Here is a 6,000-nt window from a genome sequence, read left to right as displayed (position 1 = left end):
CGCAAGGCGGTTGGATCGCTCGTTCAGCTCGCGGTAGGTCAGCTGCCGCTCGTTCATGACAGCGGCCACGTTGTCCGGGTAAAGCTCCGCCTGCTCTTCGAACAATTGAACGAGCGTCTTCCCGCGCGGAAATTCCGTGGTGGTGTCGTTAAAACGTCCGAGAAGGTCGGCCTTTTCCGCCTCCGTCACTAGTTCCAGCTCGCCCACGGTAATTTCCGGGTTATCCGTCACCTGCTCCAGCAGATGGACGAGATGCCCCTTGAGCCGCTCGATGCTGTCTTTATCGAACACTTCGGCGTTAAAGTCGAACCGAATTTCGATCTCGGCTCCCGGCACCACGGTCACGTTGAAGTTATAGTTCGTCTGCTCCTCCATCTGAACGTCAGCGATCGTCAGGTCGCCGTGCTGCTGGTCGCCCGCCTGCTCCATCTGCTCGTCCACCGGATAGTTCTCGAAAGCGATGATATGGTTGATCAGGTTCTGCTTTTGCATGCTGCGGGCTTGAATTTCATACAACGGATAGTAATCATATCGCCCGGACTCCAGCGCACGCTCTTGGAGCTTCGCCATCATATCGGCGAACACGGTGTCGGCTTCGCTCGTGACGCGGACCGGCACCGTATTGATGAACAGCCCGATCATGGACTCGATGCCCGGGATTTCCACCGGTCTTCCGGCCACGACGCTGCCGAATACGGCATCGTTTGTTCCGTTATATTTTTGCAGCATCACGCCCCAAGCGGCTTGCAACAGCGTATTGACCGTAACCAGGCGCTCTTTCGCCACCCGATCCATCCGCTCGCTCAACTCCTTGCCCAGCTCGGCGGTGACGTGATCAGCCGTAAATCTGCCGTTCAGCGCCGGTTCCTTTTGTCCCGGGAGTACAGTTTGCCCTTCATAACCTGACAGGAATGCCGTCCAATAGCCGGATGCCGCCTGATCGTCCTGTTTCTCCAACCATTCGATATAGGCGCCATAATCCGATCCCTTATCTCCCGCTGGCTGCTTGCCGGATGCCAAGGTCGAGTACGTCTCAAACAGCTCCTGCGTCAGCTGCGCCAGGCACCAGCCGTCCATCAAAATATGCTGGAAACTCCACAGCACATGATAGCTTTGCTCTTCGGTGCGCAGGATCGTAACCCGAACGAGCGCGTCATGTTCCAGGTCGAAGCCGCGAAGCTTGTCATCCTCGGCCTTTTTATCCAAATACGCTTGTTTCTCGTCCACCTGCAAATGAAGCAGCTCTTCATATTCAAAGCCGACCGGCTTGTCGCGGTATATGATTTGCAGCGGCTCGCCCGCCGGTCCTTTCACAAAATTCGCCCGCAGCACCAGATGACGTTTTGCAAGCTCCATCCAGCTCCTCTCGAAAAGCTGGACGTCGAGCGCTCCCCGCATCGTAAACCGCGTCTGCTCGAAGTAAGCGGCAGTTTGCCGGTCAAGCGCGCTGTGGAACCACATGCCCTTCTGCATCGGCGTAAGCGAGTAAATATTTTCGATTTCCCCGAGATGGCCCGAGCGCTGGGCGATTTGCTCCAATTCCGCGATGGTCAAGCCTTTAAATTGCACGTCGCTCGGCGTCAATTCGGTGTTTTCTTTGCCTGCGCAGTGGGTAATGAGCTCTCGGAGACTTTGCTCAAGCCGCTGAGCGAAGGCTTCCATCGTTTCCTTGCGATACTGCTTCCGGCTGTAGCTGAGATCGAGCGATAAAGTGCCGTCCAGCACCATGCCGTTGATATCCAGCACAAAGCTGCGGGCCTGCCGGTCGCTGGCCGGGCTGCCGCTGGAATAAGAAGATATGCCGATCTCGTCCTGATTGACATCATCGTCGAACTGGCCGAGGTAGTTAAAATTAATTTCCGGCTCTGCGCCCCAAACAAAGCCATCCTCCGATTTGGAGAGATAGCGGCATACGCCGTACCCAAGCCCCTTGTTCGGAATGCGGCGCAAGCTTTCCTTGACCTGTTTAATCTGATAGGCCAAATCCCGGTCGGTTTCCGGCTCCAGGACGACCGGAAACTTGGTCGTAAACCAGCCGACTGTGCGCGTGATGTCGATATCCGTTCCGATCGATTCGCGTCCGTGTCCTTCGAGATTGATCCGCACCCGTTCGTGTCCCGTCCACTTGCGAACGGCTATGCCGAGCGCCGTTACCAAAATATCGTTCATTTCGGTGTTGTAGGCCCGGTGAACCCGCTTCAGCAGCAGCTCCGTTTCTTCGGGAGTCAAACGGACGAACAGCGATTCGCTGTCCTGCTGCGTCGTAACGTCCGCCTCCAGATCCTTCGGCACGGCCGGAACCGCAATTTGTTCCACGGCCTGCCAATAGGCCCGTTCCTTCGCCATCTCCGGGCTTTGCGCGTAAGCGGCTAACTGCTCGGACCAAGTGCGGTACGCATCCGTTTTCGCCGAGAAACGAATTTCCTCGCTTTTGCCGGCCTGCTCGTAACCCAGAGCGAAATCCTCCATCAAAATGCGCCAAGACACGCCGTCCACCACGGCATGATGAACCGCGAGCAGCAAATGATCGCCGTCCGCGCACCGGAACAGTCCCGCCTTCACGAGGGGCCCGTTCTCCAGATCGATGCCCGCTTGAATGTCCGTTGCCTTCGCTTCCACAGCCTGCGCGGTATTCTCCGCATCCTTGAAGTCGAACACGTCCAGCGTGAACAGCCCGCCGTCCTGAATCGCGCGGTTCCGCGCGCTAAACCCTTGTTCCGTCTTGCGGAACACCATCCGCAAGGCGTCATGATGCTCGGCCAGCTTTTGCAGCACCTGACGCACCGTCTCTTCGTCGAAGCGTTCCTTCCGGTACAGCATCACCGACTGGTTGAAATGATGCGGGTCCGCAAAGGAGCTCTCGAAAAACCAATGCTGAATCGGCGTCAGCGCCGTTTCACCCGTTATTTCGCCCTGATCAATGGTACGTCCGATCGGTTTCACATGCAGGCTGAGCTGTGAAATAGTCGGATATTTGAACAAATCCCGGATTTCCAGCTTGTACCCGGCTTGATGAAGCCGCGAAGATACTTGAATGGACTTGATCGAGTCTCCGCCCAGCTCGAAGAAATGATCCGTTACCCCAACGCGATCGGCGTTCAATACCGCCTGCCACACATCGGCAAGCGTCCGCTCGGCTTCATTGCGGGGAGCTACGTACGCGCCGCCGGTCAGCGCGTTTCCTTCCGGAGCGGGCAAAGCCTTCCGGTCGATTTTGTCGTTCGGCGTGAGCGGCATCTGCGGAAGCTGAACAAAATGCGCCGGAATCATGTAATTCGGCAATTTTTGCGCCAGCGCGCTTCTTAGCTCGCCGAGCGTAAGCGGGCGCCCCGCGACCAGGTAAGCGCACAGTTCTTGCCCGCTTTTGCCTTCCCGCGCGATTACGATCGTCTCCTGCACGGAGTCGATCTTCAGAAGCTGCTCTTCAATCTCGCCGATCTCGATCCGGAATCCACGGATTTTCACCTGATGGTCGATCCGGCCCAAGTACTCAATATTTCCGTCTGGCAGCCAGCGGGCGAGATCTCCCGTCCGGTAAAGGCGTTCTCCCGGCGCAAACGGATGTTCCACGAACTTCTCTGCCGTCAGCTCCGGATGGTTCAGGTAACCTCTCGCAAGCCCCACGCCTGCCACGCACAGCTCGCCGTCCACTCCCGGAGGCACAAGCTGCAGGTGGGCATCCAAAATAAAAATCCGGTGATTGGCCAGCGGGCGCCCGATCGGAATGACTCTGCCCTCCGGCTGCTCCTCATCCGCATCCCAAAGCGTCGTAACAATCGAAGCTTCGGTAGGGCCGTAAGCATTGAAATAGTGGACCTTGCGTTTCCACTGCTGCACGAATTCGGCCGATACCGCCGAGCCTCCCGTTACGAGCTTCGTTAAGCTGGGAAGGCGGTCCGGGTTCAAATAAGCACTGTACGTCGGAGGCAAAATCGCCGCCGTAATCGCATGCTCGTTCATATAACTCTCGAACAGGCGGTTGTCGAGAATCGTCTCGGCCGTCGGGATGTACAAAGCCGCGCCAAAATAGAGCGCTTTGAACACTTCCCAGCAGGACGCGTCGAACGACAGGCTGGCGAATTGAACGATCCGGTCATGCTCCGTGATGCCCAGCCTGTCCGCGAACATCAGCTTCAAGCTGACCAAACCGCGATGCTCCAGCATGACCCCTTTGGGATTGCCCGTCGTACCTGACGTATAGATGACATAAGCCAGATCGTTCGGACCGCTGGCCGGCTCCAGGTTCGAGCCATCGTCGCTGTAGGCCTGCTCGTCATCCAGCGCCACCACGGTCCCTTCGAACGGCACCTGCTGCAGCAGGTGCCGTTGAGTCAGCAGCAGCTGCGCATTCGAGTTCTCCAGAATGTAGCGGATGCGTTCTTCCGGGTATTCCGGGTCGATCGGCACGTAGGCACCGCCAGCTTTCAGAACCGCCAGAATGCCAACGACCGTCTCCAGCGATCTCCTGACCATCAAGCCTACCAGCTGATTGGGCAGCACGCCGACCGATCGCAACGTCCGCGCCAGCCGGTTCGCCCGTTCGTTCAGCTCCGCGTACGAAAGCCGCCGCCCCTCAAAGACAACCGCCGTCGCTTCGGGCACCCGCTTCGCCTGCTCCTCCACGAGCTGATGAATCGTCCGATCACGGGGATAGTCCTTCTCGGTATCGTTAAAGCTTTGCAGCAATTGAAATTTCTCGTCTTCCGACAGCATGTCCGCCCGCACGATGTCCAGCTCCAACTCGTGAAGCCCCACGGCCAGCAGGCGATTCAGATGGCCGACGACCCGAGTCATAAACTCGGAGTCATATAAGTGCTCGTTATATGACAGCGCTAGCTGTATCGTCCCGTCGGTTAAGCTGAATTCAAAGGAACAATCCGTGACCACATTTTGCCCGATTTCGTCCAGATGCAGCTCCTTAAGGGATACTAGCGTATGGATGACGGGTATACCGTCTGCATATTGCAGGTCCAGCTTCTCCGTCATTTTCAAGAACGGAATATGTTGATGCTGAATCGCTTCCGGCAAGGAAGTTCTCAGCTCGCTCAGAAGCGTTTTAAAAGTCGCACCCGCCGAAAGCGAGTTTTTCAAAATGACCGTATGATTAACGGATCGACGCGTCTCCGTCGGTTTCCGTACAACCGGCATGCCGACCAGAATGTCAGAAGCGCCTGTGTATTTATGCAAGAGTGACTGAACACCAGCGAGCAAAATCATAAAAGCGGCCAGCGGAGCGCCCTTGCTCATTTGAAGGACGCGCTGCGCCGCTTTTTCCGAAAGCGAACCGCCCACGGTTTTCATAATGGGCGCCAGGGAGCTTGGAGCTTTGCTGTAAGGCAGCGGCGTCAAGGTATAATCGTCGCTACCGAATTTTTCGTTCCAAAACAACGTTTCTTTTTCAAAAGCCATCTGGATCGTTCCCCTCTCTTCATCGGTAAAAGCAATCCGGCGGAGCATATGCCGCAGCAACGCTTCAGCCTCGCTCCCCGCCTTTTCAAACATGTGACAACAATGTCAATGGCTTTCGCCAGGTCACCGCTTCGCTTGCCCGTTTGATCGCATGCGGCAATCCTCTGCCTAGCAGCTGTCCCGCTCGGCTCCCATGCGTGAAAGACAACAAAGAGCATCGTTCTACGCAAGAGATGCAGCTGCTTCCGGCTCCTCTGCTTCAATATGCTTGCTGCGGACGAGCCGCCCGAAGACGGGCTTTGGTTTAATATTGGGTTCGGAATTAGATTTGGGGGTGGACAAGGGATGTTCCACCCATCGATGTTAGGCTTGCTGTAGGGTTCCGGCCGGCCAGCAGGAAGTCGACCGTACCTCCGGATTCGGCACCGGAGCTGCCTTTGTCGAAGCCTATGTTTAAGGGATATTGATACACTCTATGTACGATTTTAGTATTCCCCCGCCTGGTGTGGATAAGTAAAGATCTGGCTGCGGGGTAGTGAGCTTTTCCTGACGATTAGATGTGACAATGGTGCTGCATGAGGCTCAAAGAAT

General features: G+C 56.5%; 1 protein-coding gene. It reads right to left on the bottom strand.

Annotated features, from left to right (window positions below):
- A partial coding sequence (locus NSS66_RS26755; RefSeq protein WP_445671367.1) for an amino acid adenylation domain-containing protein occupies nt 1-5,502 on the bottom strand: 5,502 nt, incomplete at its 3' end.
- Between the last annotated feature and the right edge of the window lie 498 nt (nt 5,503-6,000).

Source organism: Paenibacillus sp. FSL R10-2748 (genome assembly GCF_038005565.1).
Classification (GTDB): domain Bacteria; phylum Bacillota; class Bacilli; order Paenibacillales; family Paenibacillaceae; genus Paenibacillus; species Paenibacillus polymyxa_B.
This window is presented reverse-complemented; position numbering and strand designations above follow the sequence as displayed.